The organism is Streptomyces sp. NPDC090442, assembly GCF_044769405.1.
Lineage (GTDB): Bacteria > Actinomycetota > Actinomycetes > Streptomycetales > Streptomycetaceae > Streptomyces.
Genome location: NZ_JBIVXW010000001.1, coordinates 319934 through 336284 on the forward strand (window position 1 = coordinate 319934; position 16351 = coordinate 336284).

General features: G+C 68.8%; 17 protein-coding genes. 11 read left to right on the plus strand and 6 right to left on the minus strand.

The features are described 5' to 3' along the window. Window positions 1-98 precede the first annotated feature (98 nt). The 3 genes from ACIQU6_RS01465 (at window position 99) to ACIQU6_RS01475 (ending at window position 1154) form a co-directional block, all read left to right on the plus strand. Complete coding sequence (locus ACIQU6_RS01465) at window positions 99-335, plus strand: hypothetical protein (RefSeq protein WP_403479572.1); 237 nt, start codon at window positions 99-101, stop codon at window positions 333-335. Next, window positions 335-643, plus strand: a complete 309-nt coding sequence (locus ACIQU6_RS01470) for a hypothetical protein (protein WP_403479573.1) — start codon at window positions 335-337, stop codon at window positions 641-643. The genes ACIQU6_RS01465 and ACIQU6_RS01470 overlap by 1 nt, the downstream gene beginning before the upstream one ends. A gap of 220 nt (window positions 644-863) precedes the next feature. Continuing rightward, a complete protein-coding gene (locus ACIQU6_RS01475; RefSeq protein ID WP_403479574.1) occupies window positions 864-1154 on the plus strand; it encodes a hypothetical protein in 291 nt (96 codons plus the stop codon). A gap of 423 nt (window positions 1155-1577) precedes the next feature. Here ACIQU6_RS01475 and ACIQU6_RS01480 read toward each other — a convergent pair whose 3' ends face one another. Continuing rightward, complete coding sequence (locus tag ACIQU6_RS01480) at window positions 1578-2348, minus strand: GntR family transcriptional regulator (RefSeq protein ID WP_403479575.1); 771 nt, start codon at window positions 2346-2348, stop codon at window positions 1578-1580. Window positions 2349-2520: 172 nt separating this feature from the next. Here ACIQU6_RS01480 and ACIQU6_RS01485 point away from each other — a divergent pair, with 172 nt between their 5' ends. The 4 genes from ACIQU6_RS01485 to ACIQU6_RS01500 all read left to right on the plus strand — a co-directional run bounded on the left by ACIQU6_RS01485 (window position 2521) and on the right by ACIQU6_RS01500 (window position 6044). Continuing rightward, complete coding sequence (locus tag ACIQU6_RS01485; RefSeq protein WP_403479576.1) at window positions 2521-2874, plus strand: hypothetical protein; 354 nt, start codon at window positions 2521-2523, stop codon at window positions 2872-2874. Then, complete coding sequence (locus tag ACIQU6_RS01490; RefSeq protein ID WP_403479577.1) at window positions 2874-4175, plus strand: FtsK/SpoIIIE domain-containing protein; 1302 nt, start codon at window positions 2874-2876, stop codon at window positions 4173-4175. Before ACIQU6_RS01485 ends, ACIQU6_RS01490 begins: the two co-directional genes overlap by 1 nt. Then, on the plus strand, window positions 4172-4366 hold the full coding sequence (locus ACIQU6_RS01495) for a hypothetical protein (RefSeq protein ID WP_403479578.1): 195 nt from the start codon (window positions 4172-4174) through the stop codon (window positions 4364-4366). Before ACIQU6_RS01490 ends, ACIQU6_RS01495 begins: the two co-directional genes overlap by 4 nt. A 289-nt stretch (window positions 4367-4655) precedes the next feature. Next, the gene (locus ACIQU6_RS01500) at window positions 4656-6044 is read left to right on the plus strand and encodes a replication initiator (RefSeq protein ID WP_403479649.1); all 1389 of its coding nucleotides are present in this window, start codon (window positions 4656-4658) and stop codon (window positions 6042-6044) included. 153 nt (window positions 6045-6197) lie between these two features. Here ACIQU6_RS01500 and ACIQU6_RS01505 read toward each other — a convergent pair whose 3' ends face one another. Continuing rightward, window positions 6198-7766, minus strand: a complete 1569-nt coding sequence (locus ACIQU6_RS01505) for a recombinase family protein (protein WP_403479579.1) — start codon at window positions 7764-7766, stop codon at window positions 6198-6200. Between the two features lie 76 nt (window positions 7767-7842). Between ACIQU6_RS01505 and ACIQU6_RS01510 the strand changes: the two genes are divergently transcribed. Beyond that, the gene (locus ACIQU6_RS01510) at window positions 7843-7974 is read left to right on the plus strand and encodes a hypothetical protein (protein ID WP_403479657.1); all 132 of its coding nucleotides are present in this window, start codon (window positions 7843-7845) and stop codon (window positions 7972-7974) included. A 95-nt stretch (window positions 7975-8069) separates the two neighbouring features. Here ACIQU6_RS01510 and ACIQU6_RS01515 read toward each other — a convergent pair whose 3' ends face one another. The 3 genes from ACIQU6_RS01515 to ACIQU6_RS01525 form a co-directional block, all read right to left on the minus strand. Beyond that, on the minus strand, window positions 8070-8954 hold the full coding sequence (locus ACIQU6_RS01515; RefSeq protein ID WP_403479580.1) for a hypothetical protein: 885 nt from the start codon (window positions 8952-8954) through the stop codon (window positions 8070-8072). A gap of 209 nt (window positions 8955-9163) precedes the next feature. Next, window positions 9164-10231, minus strand: coding sequence for a metallophosphoesterase (locus tag ACIQU6_RS01520; protein WP_403479581.1), 1068 nt, complete (start codon window positions 10229-10231; stop codon window positions 9164-9166). 258 nt (window positions 10232-10489) lie between these two features. Continuing rightward, window positions 10490-11590, minus strand: a complete 1101-nt coding sequence (locus tag ACIQU6_RS01525) for a LacI family DNA-binding transcriptional regulator (protein ID WP_403479582.1) — start codon at window positions 11588-11590, stop codon at window positions 10490-10492. Between the two features lie 396 nt (window positions 11591-11986). Here ACIQU6_RS01525 and hisC point away from each other — a divergent pair, with 396 nt between their 5' ends. Next, entirely contained in the window at window positions 11987-13066 is a 1080-nt protein-coding gene (gene hisC, locus ACIQU6_RS01530) for a histidinol-phosphate transaminase (RefSeq protein WP_403479583.1), read from the plus strand. Window positions 13067-13166: 100 nt separating this feature from the next. On the opposite strand, the gene ACIQU6_RS01535 is transcribed toward hisC, so the two are convergent. After that, complete coding sequence (locus tag ACIQU6_RS01535; RefSeq protein ID WP_403479584.1) at window positions 13167-13562, minus strand: cyclophilin-like fold protein; 396 nt, start codon at window positions 13560-13562, stop codon at window positions 13167-13169. Window positions 13563-13821: 259 nt separating this feature from the next. On the opposite strand from ACIQU6_RS01535, the gene ACIQU6_RS01540 reads away from it, so the two are divergent. Together ACIQU6_RS01540 and cydB are read left to right on the plus strand one after the other, a co-directional pair. Next, window positions 13822-15330 carry a cytochrome ubiquinol oxidase subunit I gene (locus ACIQU6_RS01540; RefSeq protein WP_403479585.1) on the plus strand — a complete coding sequence of 503 codons (1509 nt, stop codon included), beginning with the start codon at window positions 13822-13824 and terminating at the stop codon, window positions 15328-15330. Window positions 15331-15340: 10 nt separating this feature from the next. Further along, entirely contained in the window at window positions 15341-16342 is a 1002-nt protein-coding gene (cydB, locus tag ACIQU6_RS01545) for a cytochrome d ubiquinol oxidase subunit II (RefSeq protein WP_403479586.1), read from the plus strand. The last annotated feature ends 9 nt before the right edge of the window (window positions 16343-16351 follow it).

The following is a 16351-nucleotide window of genomic DNA, read 5'->3' on the forward strand; positions in this document are numbered from 1 at the left end:
CGCCCCTTGGCGGTTCTGACGTTCAAGGAGGGGCCGTCGCTCAGCATCGACGCTGGGGAAGAACTGGCCGTGCGCCGTGGTGGGCGGGGGCGGGGGTGATGGCGATTACCGAGACCTTGCACGTCGCGAACTGGGGGATGAACGTTGGCATTTCGGATAGCGGATCGACCTACGAGAACCAGTGCGTGACCTGCGGTCAGAAGTCCGGCATGGCCGTCACGGCGGAGGGGCCGGACACCTGGTGCCTGCGGCACGCGCAGCGTACGGGGCACACCGAATTCCGCGGCTCGGTCACTACGTTCTTCCGCGCTTCCCTGGCAAAGGGGCCTCGTTGATGACTGCTAACGATCACGAGCAGCGTGCGGCGGAGATCATCGCGCAGTACAACGCGGGTCTGCCTGTGAAGCGGCTGGAAGAGCGGTTCGCGCTCTCGACGTGGGCGCTCTACAACCTGCTGCAACGTCATCAGGTGCCGCTGCGAGGAACGATGCGCCCGGACTCGGCAACGAGTAGGGCAGTGGCGGAGTACGAACGGCAGCGCGCCGACGGTATGACGCGTGACGAGATCGCGGAGAAGTTCGGGATCAAGCCCGGCACCTTGTATCGGGCGCTGCTGCGGAGGAGATCGACGGTAAGTCGCTGACGGCGCGCCAACCCTCCTGGGGCTGGTCCTCGCCGTGCACAACAACCTCAGACGTCATACCGGACCACCCCTCTAACCCTGGCAGGCGCGGGGTGGTCCGGCTGGGGCCCACGTAGGCGAACCCCGGTGCCGATGGTACCGGGGCCGTCGTCGTGGGTTCATCCGGCGGGCTCGCCAAATGTGCTGCTCAACCGCTGGTCAGGGAAAGGGACGTGACGATATGTGCGACATCGGGGGAGATGGCTTCGAGGCGGAGGGCCTGGACCCTGACGCGCTGCTGTGGGTGCGTGGTGTGGACTACCTGACCGGCTGGCGTGAGGCGGCGCGGGTGGCGGCGGAGCTGGGCGACGCGCTGACGGCGGTCGGCGTGGACCTGGAGGGGGCGAAGCTCCAGGCCGTCTCGGCCGCAGACGGTTCCGGCGTGGTCCGACTCGATCTGCCGACGGCTACGGCGCGCGAGGTGGCCGTGCTTACACGCGTGGCGGCGACGAAGTGGCGTAAGGCGGGGTGACGGGCAGCCGGCCGGGGGACGTGCGGTGCCTGGGTGGCGCGCTGTGCAACCGCCGGTGGTCGTGGGGACTTTGGGCGGGAGCTGCCACGGGGCGAGAGAACAGGGGGCCTTACGCTCGCCGCGAATCGGGCTGGTCTTGGACCTGCCCGCAATGGCCCGATCGGCCCCCTGTTCTTAGAGGCTCGCCCCGTGGTGGCTGCCTAAAGTCTCCACGGCCGCCGGCCCCAGCCACAACGCCCCGATCCGGTACGGCGGTTGCCCGCTGGCGAGCACTCGCTGCGTGCCGTGGTGTGCGGGCGGTGGGCGCTCGCCGGGACCGGCCGGCAGGCCGCAGCCCGGCGGGGCGGCCTAACCGCCCGGCGCGCCGCAGGCGCGCCCTTGAGTAAGTGAAGCCAGCTTTCGACAGTCGCCGAGCCGCGGGCTTTAGGCGGTGCGGAGTGCGCGGGGGCTGTCGGCGGAGAGGTGGTAGGCGAGTTGGGCGCGGTCGGCGCCGGTGCGCAGCTCTTCAAGGAGCAAGGGGCGCCGCTCGGCCCCAAGGGTCACGCGCGAAGCCAGCAGGATCGGCGTCACGTCGGGGACCCGTAGTGCGTCGCGTTCGTCGGGCAAGGGCATGCGGGCGCTGACGGTCTCGTCCCAGGTGAGCTCGTGCCCGGTCGCGGCAAGCAGGGCGTAGATCTGCCCGGGATCGGCGTCCGGGGCTTTGGCAAGTTCCTCGGCCTGGTCGGCGGTGGCGAACGGGATGAGCACGCGGTGCAGGGCGCGGGCCTCGGTGTGCGGGTCGGACAGCAGCCGATCGACGGCGAACAGCGCCTCGCCTTCAGGGAGTTCGAGCAACTGGCCTGTGATCGCCGTGGTCGTGGTGCGATGGACGGTGGGGGCCTCGATCTGCTGCCAGTCCTGGTGGCCGGTGCGGAAGGTCTTGCCGCTGCGGGTGATGGTCCGCTCGATGTTCACCGCGGGGGCGGGGAGTGCGCGCACGTAGCTGCCCTTGCCGTGGATGACCTCGATCAGCCCTTCGGCGCGAAGCGCATCGATGGCCTTGCGCACGGTCGGCCGGCTGACCCCGTACCGCTCGATGAGCTGAGCTTCCGACGGGAGCAGGGACCCGGGCTTGTACTCACCAGTGGTGATACCGCTTCGGATCTCGGCCGCGACTTGCTGGTAGAGCGCGCCGGGGCGCTGGATTTCTCCCATGTCGGGGGTCTCCTCATCACCTGTTGTCGGCTGTCGTGACGTTATCTGACGTCACTCGTAAGCATAAGTTCTTGCCCTGGCGGGTCAAGGCGTGCATAGTGGATAGCAACTCGTAAGCACGAGTGACGTCACATGACGTCTCGCCTTTGTGTGCTCAAGGGGGCCACCACTCATGCAGTCCATCCCTGTGGACACCTCCCGGCTCGGCGTGCTCCGGTGCGCGGTCGGACCCGAGCCGAAGCTCGCGGACTTCGAAACCAAGCAGGTCAAGAAGGACCGGGAAGGCAACACCATCTACACCGTCGGCGTGACGGTGCGTCAGGACGGGCGGCGGGTCTCGGTGATCGAGATCGCCGTACCGGGCGAACCCAAGGGCGTCGCCGAGGGCATCGAAGTGCGGGTGACCGGCATGGAAGCCTTCGCCTGGGCCATGGGCGACCGGCACGGAATCAGCTTCCGCGCCGCCGCCATCACCCCCGTACCCGCCCCGTCTGCTGGTTCCGCCGGTAAGGGCGGCGGTGCCTGATGGGAATGCTCCTGTTCACCTGCGTCCTCGCGCTGGTGATCTGGTTACTGGTCTTCGGCAACGAACTGCGACGGCGTCAGCCGCAATGGCACTGGTACCTCGTCGGCTACCCGATCACCGCGCTACGCGTGACGTTCACCTGGCGCCGGGTCGCTTACCTCAACGGCCTGACCGTCTCCCACAAACCAAACCGGCGAGTGCTCGGCGACCTGGCGGTCAAGGGAGAACCGCTACGCACCCACACCCCCCGCATTTCCTTCCCCCGCGCCACCCCGTACGGCCTGGAGGTGACCGTTCGACTCCAGGCGGGGCAGACCCCGGCGCCCTTCCTCGCCTCGGCCGACTCCTTCGCCCACGCCTGGCGTGTCCACGGGGTGCGTGTCGTCTCCCCTGAACGCGGCGTCGTACGGCTCACCGCCACAGCCCGTGACCCACTGGAGCACACGGAGCACCCCGGTGCGTCGGGATCGGCGGAGCTGCTGTCGGTGACCGTCGGCGGTCTGGAGACGGGGCGCGCGTGGGTGATGAACTTCCGCCGGGTTCCGCACTGGTTGATCGTCGGCGCGACGCAATCGGGCAAGTCCACGCTACTGGCACGGCTGGTCACCGAACTCGCTCCGCAACCGGTCGCCCTGGTCGGTATCGACTGCAAGGGCGGCATGGAGCTGGGCCTGCTGGAAATGCGGCTCTCCGCTCTGGCCACCTGTCGCAGTGAGGCGGTCACTGTGCTGGCCGCGCTGGTCACCGAGATGCAGGACCGCATGCGCAAATGCCGTGCCGCGGGGGCCCGTTCGATCTGGGAGCTACCCGAGAGGGCACGGCCCGTGCCCGTCGTCGTGATCGTCGATGAACTGGCGGAGCTGTACCTGACCAACGGCAGCAAGGAACAGCGCGCCGAAGCCGAGGAGTGCACGACCTACCTCCTGCGCGTGGCCCAACTCGGCGCCGCCCTCGGCCTCCACCTGGTCGTCGCCGGCCAACGCGTCGGCTCCGACCTCGGCCCCGGCGTCACCGCGCTACGGGCACAGCTCAGCGGCCGGATCTGCCACCGGGTCAACGACCCCGGCACCGCCGAGATGGCACTCGGCGACCTCAACAAGGACGCCGTGGTCGTCGCGCAGTCCATCGGTGAAGCCGAACGAGGAGTGGCCGTCACCACCAGCGATACGGGTGGGTGGACGCGCGGCCGGTCTCACCTGGCGACGCCGGCCGAAGCGCGGGCAGCCGCGGCCGAGTTCGCCAGGTTGACGCCCCGCCCGAAGTTCCTGGCGGGCACTCCCGGAGGAGGGACGCTCCTGTGAGCGAGCACTCGGCCACGCTGCTCGCCGTGGTCTTCGGCGCCATCACCGTCCTCCTCGTCCGCTCCCGCGACTGCAAGTGGTGGGAGGCGACCCTGATCGCCCTGTTCGGCATGTACGCGGGCCAGACGCCCCTCCTCTTCGCCGCGGATGGCCTCGTGCACTGGGTCATCTCCATCGCCACCCACACCTGACAGCCAGAAAGGCACCAAGCGATGACCATGCGCCCCGTCCGCTGCCCCGTCTGCAAGGGACAGCGCTACTTCAGGACCCCCTCCGGCCAACGGCGCCGCTGCCGCTGCTGCCGGGGCACCGGCACCGTCCGCTAACCCACCCACCGACGACAGAAGGGATCGCCGTGGACCCATCCGACCCAACCGCCACCGTCCGTGCCGCTTCGGCGGCTCACCCTGGGAGGTCCCCACCATCACCGCCGACATCACCTCGGCTGACAGGCGCGCCGCCGTCGACCGCGCGGCGCGCCTGCGTCAGCTCTCCGACATCGACCGCGACGCCATCCAACTCGCCCAAGACCCGCAATTCCCCCGTTGGTTGGAGCAGGTCACCGCCACAGGTGGCTGCGCCCACCCGATCCACCTCACGGGCTCCACCACCACCCGCGACGCAGCCACCGGCGAGATCCTGCACCACTACGACACCCGCAACGAGCCCGGCGAACGGCTCCTCGTCCGCTGTCGCAACCGCCGGGCAACCGTCTGCGCTCCCTGCTCCCGCCTCCACGCCGGTGACACCTTCCACCTCGTCCGTGCCGGTCTTCTCGGGGGCAAGAACGTCCCCGCCGAGGTACGCGAGCACCCTCGGCTCTTCGTTACCCTTACCGCTCCGTCGTTCGGGTCGGTCCACCGTGCTACCGCGGACGGCGAACGGTGCCGTCCTCGCCGCAACGTGGAACGCTGCGAGCATGGCCGTCCCCGTGGCTGCCCGGCTGCGCACGACGACACCGACCCGCTCATCGGTCAGCCCCTGTGCCCTGACTGCTACGACTACCCGGCGCACGTCCTGTGGCACGCCCACGCCGGCCGGCTGTGGAAGGCGTTCACGGACAACTTCTACAACCACCTCGCCGCCCGCACCGGACGCACCCGCACTGGCCTACGCCGCGCCGTCCGCATCTCCTACGCCAAAGTCGCCGAGTATCAAAGGCGCGCCGCTGTTCACGTCCATGCGGTCGTGCGCCTGGACGGCGCGTCAGGTCCCGGTGATCCGGCTCCTGCGTGGGCGTCGTGCAAAGACCTGACTGCTGCCGTGCGGACCGCCGCAGCAGCGGTCCTCCTGCCCACTCCGTACAGCCGGGCCGTGGGAGTACACGAACTGTGCTGGGGCTCCGAGCTGGACGCCCGGCCGCTCCGAGCCTTCGACGGGAACGAGGGCCCGGCTGACGAGGCCATAGCGGCCTACGTCGCCAAGTACGTGACCAAGGGCGCCAACGACACGGGGGCCGGCACCGACTACCGACTCTCGTCCTTGGACGACATTGACGCCATGCCCGTCACTCCGCACGTTCGGGCGCTGCTGCGAACCTGCTGGAGACTTGGCGGGCTCGCCGAGTTCGAGCCCCTGCGACTGCGGGCCTGGGCCCACACCCTCGGCTACCGAGGCCACATCCTCACCAAATCCCGCGTCTACTCCACTACTTACACAGCTCTCCGCGCCGAACGCGCAGCGCACCAGGGCGCTACGACCAAGACCGACCTACCCAACGTCCCCGACACGGTCACGGACGCGCACTGGCGCTATGCCGGCTCCGGCCACACTCCCGGCGCTGCTCTCATCGCGTTCGGTGTCGCTGAAGATCTCGCGTGCAACAGGGAGTTGGTACGCGAGGCATCGAACGCTACGGGTGATGAGTGATGAGCCGCGTTCGGTCAGAGCAAGCGGCGAATGCCAACAGGAGATCCAAAGAAGAAGCCGCTAAGAGAGCATGGGTTGAACGGCATGTACGCGAATCTCCCCCACTCTCCGACGATCAGTTGCGGAGCCTGGGGGAGATCCTGGGGCTTCAGCTCATCCGCCGGAAGTCCGCGGCACGGGCTTGAGGAGTTCCGGGTCGAATGCCTTGTTGCCCTTGCCGCCAGGTACGGCGATCACTGCGCTGAGAACCTTCTTGATCGCGTCTCGCTTCTGCGTGAGCGTCTTCGACGTCCACGCACTTTCGATGTCCTCTTGCGCCGCTTCCGCCTCGGCCTTCAGCGCTTCGTGCTTGGCCCGGTCAGCACGTAGCTCCTTGATGCGCCGTTCCCAGACCGGAAGGTTGCGGAAGAAAGTCTCGTCGTCGATGTCCTCGTCTTCGTCGTCCTGCCAGCGGCGTTCAAGCTCGTTGCGGCTCGTGATTGCCCGTTGCAGGGCATCGGCCTTGTCCCAGTCGGGCACGTCCTGGGACTTGCTCGCCGCGTCCTCCACCAGCTTGGTGATGACGAATTCCTCGATCAGCTCATCCGTCTTGTCGCCGCGCTTGTAGGTCTTGTTGCAGCCGCCATCCACGGTCTTCTTGCACATGTAGGCGTGCTTGTACGTGAGCCAGTCGTTCGCCTTGACCCCGATCATCTTGCTGTTGCAGACGGTCCCGTCTTCGAGCACGTTTCCGCAGCGAAGAATGCCGGTGAGCAAGTACTTGTGGACCAGGCCGCCACGAGGCAGACCGGACCCTTGACCCCGCTCCTTGATCTTTGCTGTGACAGCGAACCATTCCTTCGGGGTGATGATTGATTCCCACTCGCCCACGATCGGTTGGTCGTCGCCGTCACGGACCAACTCGCCCTTGATCTCCCGGTATCCACACAGCCGCGCGTTCAAGAGGACCTGCTTGACGGTCTGGTACTGGAACGGATTGCCGCGGCTCGTGATGAACTCGGCTTCCTTCCAACGGCGGGTAATCTCCGAGATGGAGGCACCGGCGATCACGTCGTGCACGGCCTTCCGGATCGCTTCTGCTTCTTTCATGCGGAGCGTGACCTTGTCGTCGTCCCATCCGAAGGGGCGCCATGCTGCGACGGCCTGGCCGCGGACCGCGCGGCTGCGGTGGCTGTTCCGGGATCGCCGCTGCTTCTTCCTCGTCTCGCTGAGGGACATGGCCACACCCACGAGCCCCTTGATCTCGAAACCTTCCGCGTACAGATCCTGCACGCCGTTCGAGTCGTGGTAGACGCGTCCTTCATGTGACGTGAACGCCTTCAGGTAGCGCTCCCAGTCGCTCGGACGCCGGTACAGGCGATCGTCGTTCACGGCCATGACGCCGTGGATCGGGTAGCCCTCCGGCGTGGTGCCTGTCGCGAGATCGTTGAGCAGTTGCTCGAAGTCGTCGCGAACGACGCTTTCCTTGCTGGCGCTCTTGTCGTTGTCCGTATAGCGGTAGACGACCAACCAGTCGAGCTTGCCGGCGTCTCCTGCCATGTCGCGGTGCTGGTCCTCGATGCCGTGGGCGTCCTTGACCCGGCCGTCGAACGAGATCCGGGCGTAACAGACGACGCACCTGAGATTGGGGTTGGCGGCTGCCATCGCGCGGACTTCCTCGACGGACGGCAGTCCCTCCGGCACGCCTCGCAGCTTGCTGATGACCTCTTCACGCTTGCCCACAGGGGTCCCCCTCGGTCCGTAGGACGGGCTGCTGGAACGACCGTAGCGTATGGAGGCTTAGCTAATGTTGTGCTCGATGAAGATCTCCCAGGACATCCGTCGTGAACACGGTGGTGCTCTGGCGGTCGATCCCGAGGCCGGGATGGCCGAGAAGTCGCGGGAGTTCGCGGCGGCCGGCAACCGCGTGTACCTGCCGATCGCGGACTGAGCGGGCCGGAGCGAGCACCGCGGGCCGGGCCGGCCCGAAGACGCGTCTGTGGCGCGGTCTTCGGCCGGCCCGCTCCGGGTCCGCGGCGCTCCGGCCTACTCCGGTCGCTGCTCCGGCCCCCCGTAGTCCGGGCTGCTGAAGTCCGGGCGGGAGTAGCGGGGGCCGGACCAGGAGGCACCGCTGTCGGGGCTGGCGAAGCGCGGGCGGGTGTAACCGAGGGTGGGGGTGCGGCGCTCGGGGGCCTCCAGGGGGCGGGGGACGTAGCGGGCCGGGTCGTCCGTCGGATCGGCCGAGGGGTCGGCCAACGCCTCGCGGAGGAAGGGCAGTAGCCCGCGCTCCAGGAGGGCCTCCCGCCAGACGCCGTGGGCGCTGTCCAGCGCGGCGGCGCGCTCCTTTGCCGCGGTGTCGCGGGACGCGCCGTTGCGCAGCGCGGTGACGAGCACGCAGCCCATGGCGACCAGCGCACCGGCGGCGGCCAGCGCCGCGAAGATCCAACCGACGCTGACCAGCGGCCGGGAGACGGCCGGGTCCGGGTCGACGGCGCGCAGCACATAGCCGATGACGAGGAAGAGGACGGCCGCGATCCCGGCGAGCACCGGGATGAGCACGGTGGCCATCGCCGCAAGGCCGAAGCCGGCCGCATCGGCGGCCGGTTCGTCGTCCGCGGTGTCCGGTCCGCCCCCCTCGTCAGGTGACCGGTCCGTCGACGGGCTATCACCGCGCACGCCGTATGCGGTGGGCGCAGGGGCGCGCAGTTCGGCGCGCAGCCGTATGTAGCGCTGGTATTCGGCCGTCGCGCAGGCGGCGATCGCGCTGGTCGCGCTGAGCGCCATCACGCGCAACTGCTCGGTGCTGAGCCGGTGTTCGGCGGCAGCGGCGGCGTGGTCGTCCGGGCGGTATGCGGCGGTGCGCAGCGCCTCATCAAGGATCCGCGCGAATTCCGCGCGGTCCTCGTTCAGCAGGTGCGGAGCGCTGTTCATGTGGATCCCCCGAAGCTCCGTAGTGCCGTACGGGCCGGCCTGGGCCGGGCGCCGGGCGGAAACGGAGGAGAGCCTGCTACGGATAGACCGATGGTAGAGGGCTCGCGGCGGGGGGTGACAGGGAGTTTGTGGAATTTCCGGTCGGCCCCGACCGGATTCCTTCCGTCCCGCTCGTCCGACGGAGCGGAGCCCGCCCCTCCGGTGAACCGTCAGCCGGCCAACGGGAGTTGGCAGACCAGCAGCTTTCCGGCCATCGTGATACCGCCGTCCATCGCGATGGCCAGTCCGTCCGCATAGACGTGCGGACCGTCCACCGCGGCCCCGTCGCCGTCGCCGTCCTCCGCGCCGACCTCGCCCAGGAGGTACGGGATCGGGCTGTGCCCGTGCACCACGCGGGTGCCGCCGTAGGTGTCGAGCAGCTCCCGGACGGCCCCCACGCCGGCGGCCTCGTCGCGGAAGGCGAACCGCTTGGTGAACTTGCGGAAGAGGTCCCAGACTTCGTCCGCCTCGCTGCGCGTCAGCACGTCGTGGACGGTGTCGTTGACCTCCTCGATGGAGGTGCCGTATTCGAGGTAGGCGGTGGTGTCGGAGTGCACGAGCAGGTGCCCGTCCTCCTCCATCACGGCGTCGAGGCGGGCCATCCACTGGATGTGGTGGTCCTGCAGCCGGTCCATGTCGGTCTTCTGGCCGCCGTTGAGGAGCCACGCCGCGTGGAAGGAGGCGGTGCCCGCGCCGGACTGGACGGGGGTGTCGCCGAACCGCTTGGCGCCCAGCAGCAGCAGTTCGTGGTTGCCCATCAGGGCCTTGCAGTAGCCGCCGGCCGCCGCGGCCTCGGCGGAGAGCTGCATGACCAGGTCGATGACGCCGATGCCGTCCGGGCCGCGGTCGGTGAAGTCGCCGAGGAACCACAGCCGGGCGTTGCCGGCCGCCCACCCGCCCTCGGCGTCGATCAGCCCCTCGGCCTCCAACGCGGCGCGCAGCTCGTCGTAGTAGCCGTGCACGTCGCCGACGACGTACAGCGGGCCCAGCCCCTCGGCGGCGGGCGCCGGCTCCGGGACGGACAGCACCGACGGGTGGTCCACGAGGGTGTCCGTGTGGCCGATGACCGGCAGGTCGCGGGCGGTTGGGGTGTACTCCTCGGGCAGCGGGGCCACGGGCGCGGGCGGCGCGACCGGGGGCGCCGCGGGCGCGGCGAGCGGGGGACCGGCCGGCGGTCCCGAGGGCGCTCCGGGCGGCGGAACGGACCCCGGAGGTTGTGCCCCCATGGTCCACACCATGGGTCCTTGACTGGCCCCCTGAGTCATCGACCCCTCCACCGTTGCGCCGCCGTGCACCTCTCGGACCTTTGCCTGGTCGACGGCGGTCCGCGGTGTCGTGCGCCCATCATAGGAACGCCGCTCGCGGGTTGTGACGCACCCGGGGGTGATCAATCCTGTGGAGCCCGGCATTCACGATGGTTTTCTCCCGGGATCGCCCTGTTTTTCCTCGGTGGACCGGCCGCCCCGTGCGCCCGGCCCGCCGTGCCGGGCGCACGTTCAATCGCCGGCCGGGCCCCGCGGCGGGCTGACGGTCGTCCGCGGGGAGCGGCGCTGCGAGGAGGTCCGCACGATCAGGTCGGTCGGTATCACCTGCTCGACCGGGCAGCTACCGTCGAGCCCCTCGATGGCGTCGATCAGGATCTGGACGACGGCGGTACCGATCCGCCGCGGCTTGAGGGAGAGCGTGGTGATCGGCGGCTCGGTGGTGGCGTAGACGGTGGACTCGCTGCAGCAGACCAGCAGCAGGTCGTCCGGCACCCGCAGGCCGTAGCGGCGGGCCGCGGCCAGCAGGTCGGTGCCGTTGGGGTCGAACAGCCCGTAGACCGCGTCCGGTCGGTCCGGGCGGGCCAGCAGCCGGTCCGCGGCCACCGCCCCCGCCCGCGGGTCGTACGCGGGATAGGACTCGTAGACCGGGTCCTGGCCGACGCGCTCGCACCAGCTCAGGTACGCGGTGGTCGACAGCCGGGTGTAGGTGTCGGTGGTGGTGCCCGTGAGCAGCCCGATGCGGCGGGCGCCGGCCTCGGCGAGGTGGTCGAGCAGGCCGAGCACGGCCTCCTCGTGGTCGTTGTCGACCCAGCCGGTGACCGGGAGGGTGCCGCCGGGGCGACCGTCGGAGACGACGGGGACGCCGTGCCGGACGAGCTCGGTGACGACGGGGTCGCCGTCGGCCGGATCGATGACGACGGTGCCGTCGAGGGCGACGTTGGACCAGACGTCGTGCCGGGAGGTCGCGGGCAGGATGACCAGCGCGTAGCCGCGGGCCAGCGCGGCCGAGGTGGCGGCCCTGGCCATCTCGGCGAAGTACGCGAACTCGGTGAAGGTGAAAGGTTCATCCCCGTACGTGGTCACGGTCAGACCGATGAGGCCGGACCTGCCGGTACGGAGGGTGCGGGCGGCGGCGGACGGGCGGTAGCCCAGCCGGTCGGCCACCTCGCGGACGTGGCTACGGGTGGCATCCGGAAGCCGGCCCTTGCCGTTGAGCGCGTCGGAGACAGTCGTGATCGATACGCCGGCTGCGGCGGCCACGTCCCGGATGCCCGCCCGTCCCAGTCGGCGACCGGTCGACCGGCCCACCTGGTGCTTCCCTGCTGCTGTCATGGCGAGCCGATAGTAGGGCTCGGTACGGCCATTCGCGGCGGACCGATGACGATGGCGAGAAGGCACGTTTCTGCATGGTGATGCACCCTCAATTACCTTGAAATATAAGGAAGTTGTTGATTTCGGCAATCAATCAAGGAGAGTGAAATCCGCTCTACCTGGCGATCCGCCCAGGTCTCGAAGAGGTCTCAAGTCACCTTGACGAGGGACGCGCGCCACGGAGCGAGCCACCGGCGCGCGACTCCAGGACTAGCGCTCCCTCGAGGGTGCGCGCCCGGCGCCCGCTACGGCGGTGCCGGTGGAACGGTGGATTTTCCGGGGCCTGCCGCTGGGAGGGGCAATCCTCATAAGGTGTGCAGTATTGGAGTCGAGAGGGATGGTTGAGGAGGACCTGCGGTGAGCGAGAAGACCCCGAGGCTGCGTGCTGCACTGGACGGTGTCCCCACCTACAAGCCGGGGCGGCCGGCGGCGGCCGGCGGCCCGGTCGCGTACAAGTTGTCCTCCAACGAGAACCCCTATCCGCCGCTCCCGGGCGTCCTGGAGAGCGCGGTGGCGGCCGCCGGATCGTTCAACCGCTACCCCGACATGGCGTGCACGGGGCTGATGGCGGAGCTGGCCGACCGGTTCTCGGTGCCGCTCACGCACCTGGCGACCGGCACCGGATCGGTCGGGGTGGCCCAGCAGTTGGTCCAGTCGACGGCCGGTCCCGGTGACGAAGTGATCTACGCCTGGCGGTCGTTCGAGGCGTACCCGATCATCACGCAGGTCTCCGGCGCGACGTCGGTGCAGGTGCCGTTGACCTCCGACGAGGTGCACGACCTGGAGGCGATGCTGGCGGCGATCACCGAACGGACCCGGCTGATCTTCGTCTGCAACCCCAACAACCCCACCGGCACCGTCGTGCGCCGTGCGGAACTGGAGTCCTTCCTGGACCGGGTGCCGGGCGACATCCTGGTGGTGCTCGACGAGGCGTACCGCGAGTTCATCCGCGACGAGGACGTGCCGGACGGGATCGAGCTCTACCGGGACCGCCCCAACGTCTGTGTGCTGCGCACGTTTTCCAAGGCGTACGGGCTGGCCGGGCTGCGGGTCGGCTTCGCGGTGGCGCACCCGGAGGTGGCCGCCGCGCTGCGCAAGACGGCGGTGCCGTTCGGCGTGAGCCAGCTCGCCCAGGAGGCCGCGGTCGCGTCGCTGCGCAGTGAGGCGGCGCTGCTGGAGCGGGTCGATGCGCTGGTCGCCGACCGGGCCCGGGTGCACGACGCGCTGGTGGCCCAGGGGTGGACCGTGCCGGCCTCGGAGGCGAACTTCGTCTGGCTGCGGCTGGGGGACCGGACGACCGAGTTCGCCGAGGCGTGCGAGCGGGCCGGGGTGGTCGTGCGGCCGTTCCCGGGCGAGGGCGTGCGGGTGACGATCGGTGAGAAGCCGGCGATGGACCTGTTCCTGCAGGCGGCGGAGGAGTTCCGCAAGGCGCTGTAGCCCTTTCGCCGACGGGCGGGCGCGGTGGCGCGCCTCCGTCGTGGTGGTGTTCTCTGAGGCCGCGGGTCCATCGGACCCGCGGCCTCAACTATGTGCGCCCTCAGGCGAGTTGGACGTGGACGGCGTCGCCGGCGCGGACGGTGGCCAGCGCGCGCGGGTCGCCGTCGACGCGGCCCACCACGTTGCAGGGGGAGGTCAGCCGGGATTCTCCCCCGAACCTCGTTCGGGAGGATCCCCACCCGCGGGATATCGGGGTGGGTCCGTAGGGGAGCGCGAGGGCGTTGCCCTCGGTCCAGAAGGCGACCGTGCCGGGCTCGACGACCTGGCGGGCGTCGGGCTCCAGGGCGGGGGTGAGCCCGGTGTCGAAGTAGACCTCCTCGCCCCAGGTGCGGGCGGTGGACCGGAGCGGCAGGGCGGCGAGGAGCGCGGCGGCGGTCGGGGTGTCGTCGAGGGTGGCGATCACGTTTCCGGCGGGCCAGGAGATGCGGATCTTCATGACGGCGAATTCAACAATATGTTGAAGAAGTGCGGAAGGGTGCTCGCATAATCACGGCATAAATGTTTCACCGGCCATGGATTCCAGCGTGATGGCAGTCACGTACCCCCCTTCCGCAAGGCCGGAGTCGCATGGGAGATAATGCTTGTGAATGTGAACGCGTTCACAAGCTCGCGTCCTGGTTTGTGCTGCTTTATGTAGCACAAAAGGGACAAGCCGTTGCTGTAACGGCGACGTAAGGACGTAAGGAGGTCGCGACGTGGAACTGGCGCTGGCGCCAGAGACTATGGCGCGATGGCAATTCGGCATCACGACCGTCTACCACTTCCTGTTCGTGCCCCTGACGATCTCGCTCGCTGCCCTGGTGGCTGGGTTGGAGACCGCATGGGTGCGCACGGGTAAGCAGAAGTACCTCAAGGCCACCAAGTTCTGGGGCAAGCTGTTCCTGATCAATATCGCGATGGGCGTTGTCACCGGCATCGTCCAGGAATTCCAGTTCGGTATGAACTGGTCCGACTACTCGCGGTTCGTCGGGGACGTCTTCGGTGCGCCGCTCGCCTTCGAAGCCTTGATCGCGTTCTTCTTCGAGTCCACCTTCATCGGATTGTGGATCTTCGGCTGGGACAAGCTGCCGAAGAAGATCCACTGCTTCTGCATGTGGATGGTCTCGATCGGCACCATCCTCTCGGCGTACTTCATCCTGGCGGCGAACTCCTGGATGCAGCACCCGGTCGGCTACAAGTACAACCGCGCCACCGGGCGGGCCGAACTCACCGACTTCTGGAAGGTGCTGACGCAGGACACCACCCTGGTCGTCGTCTTCCACACCCTGACCGCGGCCTTCCTGACCGGTGCCGCGTTCATGGTCGGCGTCGCGGCGTACCACCTGATGCGCAAGAAGCACGTCAAGGTGATGCGGACGTCGCTGCGGCTCGGCCTGGTCACCCTGGTCGTCGCCGGACTACTCACCGCGGTCAGCGGCGACAGCCTGGGCAAGGTCATGTTCAAGCAGCAGCCGATGAAGATGGCCTCGGCCGAGGCGCTGTGGGACACGGCCGCGCCCGCGCCGTTCTCGGTCTTCTCCTACGGCGACGTCGCCAAGGGGCACAACAAGGTCGCCATCGAGATACCCGGCGTGCTGTCCTTCCTCGCGCACAGCGACTTCTCCTCGCCCGTCCCCGGCATCAACGACGTCAACAAGTCCGAGCAGCAGAAGTTCGGGCCCGGCGACTACCGGCCCAACATCCCGGTCACCTACTGGGGCTTCCGCTGGATGATCGGCTTCGGGATGACGTCGTTCGTCATCGGTCTGGCCGGACTCTGGCTCACCCGCAAGAAGTTCTGGCTCGCGCCCGCGCTGCGGACCGGCGACGAGGAACCACCGCACCTCGCGCTCACCAAGAACAGGACGCTGGGCGAGCGACTGACCAAGTGGTACTGGCGACTGGCCTTCCTCACCCTCGGCTTCCCGCTGATCGCGAACTCGTGGGGCTGGATCTTCACCGAGATGGGCCGCCAACCCTGGGTCGTCTACGGCGTGCTGCGCACCCGTGACGCGGTCTCGCCCGGCGTCTCGCAGGGCGAGGTGATCACCTCGCTGGTCGTCTTCACCACGCTCTACGCGATCCTCGCCGTGGTCGAAGTCAGGCTGCTGGCGAAGTACATCAAGGCCGGACCCCAGGAACTCTCCGACTCCGACCTCAACCCGCCCACCAAGATCGGCGGCGACTCCACGGACGCCGACCGGCCGATGGCCTTCTCGTACTAAGGAGGCGACCGTGCAACTCCACGACGTCTGGTTCGTCCTCATCGCCTTCCTCTGGACCGGGTACTTCTTCCTCGAAGGCTTCGACTTCGGGATCGGCGTGCTCACCAAGCTGCTCGCCCGGGACCGGCGCGAGAAGCGGGTGTTGATCAACACCATCGGTCCGGTCTGGGACGGCAACGAGGTCTGGCTGCTCAGCGCGGGCGGGGCGACCTTCGCCGCCTTCCCCGACTGGTACGCCACCCTCTTCTCCGGGTTCTACCTCCCGTTGCTGCTGATCCTGGTCTGCCTGATCGTGCGCGGTGTCGCGTTCGAGTACCGCGCCAAGCGGCCCGAGGAGCGCTGGCAGCGCAACTGGGAGCACGCGATCTTCTGGACCTCGCTGCTGCCCGCCGTGTTGTGGGGCGTGGCCTTCGGCAACATCGTCCACGGCGTCAAGATCGATGCCCACAAGGAGTACGTCGGCACCGTGCTCGACCTGCTCAACCCGTATGCGCTCCTCGGCGGTCTGGTCACGCTGGCGCTGTTCACCTTCCACGGTGCGGTGTTCGCGTCGCTGAAGACCGTGGGGGACATCCGGGAGCGGGCGCGCCGGATGGCGGGCGTCCTCGGGCTGATCACCGCCGTGCTCGCGGTCGGGTTCCTGGGCTGGACCCAGGCCGACAAGGGCGACGGCACCAGCCTGATCGCCATGATCGTCGCGGTGGTGGCGCTGGTCGCCGCGCTCGGGGCCAACCGGCTCGGGCGCGAGGGCTGGGCGTTCGCCTTCTCCGGGATCACCATCGTGGCCGCCGTCGCCATGCTGTTCCTGACGCTCTTCCCGAACGTCATGCCGTCGACGCTGAACGAGAGTTGGAGCCTCACGGTCGCCAACGCCTCGTCCAGCCCCTACACCCTGAAGATCATGACGTGGTGCGCCGGCATCGCCGCGCCGCTCGTGATGCTCTACCAGGGGTGGACCTATTGGGTGTTCCGCAAGCGGATCGGCACCCAGCACATCGCCGAAGCCCACTAGCCGCGTCCC

Bases quoted from the DNA above. Each gene is read 5' to 3' on its own strand.
- ACIQU6_RS01465 (WP_403479572.1), top strand. From the start codon at position 99: ATGGCGATTACCGAGACCTTGCACGTCGCGAACTGGGGGATGAACGTT.
- ACIQU6_RS01470 (WP_403479573.1), top strand. From the start codon at position 335: ATGACTGCTAACGATCACGAGCAGCGTGCGGCGGAGATCATCGCGCAG.
- ACIQU6_RS01475 (WP_403479574.1), top strand. From the start codon at position 864: ATGTGCGACATCGGGGGAGATGGCTTCGAGGCGGAGGGCCTGGACCCT.
- ACIQU6_RS01480 (WP_403479575.1), bottom strand. From the start codon at position 2,348: ATGGGAGAAATCCAGCGCCCCGGCGCGCTCTACCAGCAAGTCGCGGCC.
- ACIQU6_RS01485 (WP_403479576.1), top strand. From the start codon at position 2,521: ATGCAGTCCATCCCTGTGGACACCTCCCGGCTCGGCGTGCTCCGGTGC.
- ACIQU6_RS01490 (WP_403479577.1), top strand. From the start codon at position 2,874: ATGGGAATGCTCCTGTTCACCTGCGTCCTCGCGCTGGTGATCTGGTTA.
- ACIQU6_RS01510 (WP_403479657.1), top strand. From the start codon at position 7,843: ATGAAGATCTCCCAGGACATCCGTCGTGAACACGGTGGTGCTCTGGCG.
- ACIQU6_RS01515 (WP_403479580.1), bottom strand. From the start codon at position 8,954: ATGAACAGCGCTCCGCACCTGCTGAACGAGGACCGCGCGGAATTCGCG.
- ACIQU6_RS01520 (WP_403479581.1), bottom strand. From the start codon at position 10,231: ATGGTGTGGACCATGGGGGCACAACCTCCGGGGTCCGTTCCGCCGCCC.
- ACIQU6_RS01525 (WP_403479582.1), bottom strand. From the start codon at position 11,590: ATGACAGCAGCAGGGAAGCACCAGGTGGGCCGGTCGACCGGTCGCCGA.
- ACIQU6_RS01535 (WP_403479584.1), bottom strand. From the start codon at position 13,562: ATGAAGATCCGCATCTCCTGGCCCGCCGGAAACGTGATCGCCACCCTC.